General features: G+C 45.4%; 3 protein-coding genes and 1 pseudogene. All 4 read left to right on the top strand.

What is annotated here, in order from left to right:
* Positions 1-204 (top strand): carboxypeptidase-like regulatory domain-containing protein (locus tag B7X71_RS16055; RefSeq protein WP_293601467.1); only part of this gene is annotated, 204 nt, incomplete at its 5' end.
* Positions 205-352: 148 nt separating this feature from the next.
* Entirely contained in the window at positions 353-1036 is a 684-nt protein-coding gene (gene ccmA, locus B7X71_RS16050; protein WP_293601466.1) for a cytochrome c biogenesis heme-transporting ATPase CcmA, read from the top strand.
* A complete protein-coding gene (gene ccmB / locus B7X71_RS16045) occupies positions 1033-1698 on the top strand; it encodes a heme exporter protein CcmB (RefSeq protein ID WP_215301704.1) in 666 nt (221 codons plus the stop codon). The genes ccmA and ccmB overlap by 4 nt, the downstream gene beginning before the upstream one ends.
* Positions 1695-1912, top strand: a pseudogene (locus B7X71_RS16040) (heme ABC transporter permease); the annotation flags it as partial. The gene ccmB and the pseudogene B7X71_RS16040, both read left to right, overlap by 4 nt.

Here is a 1912-nt window from a genome sequence, read left to right as displayed (position 1 = left end):
GTTTGGATTTTTGGTGCAAAGATCAAAATTTTGAATACTATGAATCAAGTGATTTTTGATGCGCAGGCCGATGGACCCTATATCTTGATTAATTTGACTGCAGGTCAATATCAGATTGAGGCCTCCTACCAAGGAAGCATTCAGAAAAAGTCTGTGCTGATTCAGGGTTCCGGACTCCAAAAACTGGCTATTTTTTGGAAATAAGACGCTGGCCATAGACAAACCCAGGTGTTTCGCTCAGATCATTCTGCTTGAATAGCCTCTATAATTGGCTAAGCGATTGAATTGAAAGAGATTTATTCTCTGATGACTGTTTTAGGTTGTTTGACAGCCCCCTAGTGGCTCTTGGACAATGCCTGAGGTGGTTTTATTCAAGCCATTTCATCCGATGACAGCCACTTATTCTTCCTTCCCAGTATCTCCAAATGCAGCTCTTGAGGCTCGGGAGATTACTTGCGTGCGAGGTGAGCGGACGCTGTTTTCAAAATTGAATTTACAGGTCCTTGCCGGTCAGTGTCTCCATATTCGGGGTGAGAATGGGGTTGGTAAGACAAGTCTTTTACGTTTACTGACCGGCTTGGCTTCCCCAGAGTCTGGTGACATCTTATGGAATGGCAATTCCATTAAAGAAACGGCATCGGAGTATCACGGCAAGCTCTTATTTTTAGGTCATCGCGATGCCTTGAAAGAAGATCTCAGCGCCCTTGAAAATTTGCGCATGTTTGCAGCGATTGATGACATCTTGCTCTCAGATCAAGATGCTTTTACCTCCCTGTGGCGATTTGGCCTGAAAGGGCGCGAAGATCTGCCTGTCAATTGCTTGTCTGCAGGTCAAAAAAAGCGTGTCTTGATGGCTCGCATGGTGACGCGACGGGCACAAGTCTGGATTTTGGATGAACCTTTTAATGCTCTAGATACTCATGCGACCCAAGAGTTGCTAGGCTTGATAGCAGAGCATCTTGAGGGTAACGGTTTGGTAGTCCTGACAAGTCATCAACCCTTATCTATTCCGAATCTGCGAGTGTTGGATTTATGAATGCCTTTGTAGCCATCGTTCATCGTGATCTATTGCTGGTGATGCGTCGCAAGAGCGAGGTCTTAACGGCGTTATTTTTCTTTGTCATAGTGACTAGCCTCTTCCCATTAGGAATCGGTGCCGATACTGCTTTACTAAGAAAAATTGCACCCGGCGTTATTTGGGTTGCTGCCTTGCTTTCCACATTGCTTGGCTTGCAGCGGATGTTCGCAGCAGATTATGCCGATGGCACTTTAGAGCAATTGGTCTTATCTCCGAATTCCTTTACAGTGTCGGTGTTTGGCAAAGTGCTTGCCCATTGGTTGGTATGTGGACTGCCTTTAGTCTTGCTGGCGCCTGTGATTGGTATTCAGTTTGATTTAGATGCTCAGTCTTTGCAGGTCTTAATGGCATCTTTATTGTTGGGAACGCCGGTTTTATCTTTAGTGGGTTCGATTGGAGCGGCTTTAACTCTAGGGGTAAGGGGCGGCAGTGTTTTAATGAGCCTGCTGATTTTGCCGCTGTATATTCCCGTATTGATTTTTGGTGCTGGTGCTGTGTACGCCAGCAGCGTAGGGCTCGATATTACGGGGCATTTCTCCCTATTGGGCGCCTTATTGATTTTGGCATTAGCATTTATACCTTGGGTCAGTGCTATTGCAGTAAAGATTGCTATCGAATGAGTAATGTAAATAATCCATCCTCTAGTCGCATTATTAACTGGTTCAAATTCTCGAGCCCGAGTACCTTTTATCCGCTTGCTGGAAAAATGATCCCTTGGTTTTGGGCGTTAACAGTCATTTTTGGTCTTGCTGGATTGTGGGTCAGTTTTTTTGTGGCACCGGTAGACGCTGTTCAAGGTCAGGGTTACCGCATTATTTTTGTTCACGTACCTGC

Source organism: Polynucleobacter sp. 39-46-10 (genome assembly GCF_002282275.1).
The sequence above is the reverse complement of the archived record's forward strand: the minus strand, read 5'-3'. Positions and strand labels throughout refer to the sequence as shown.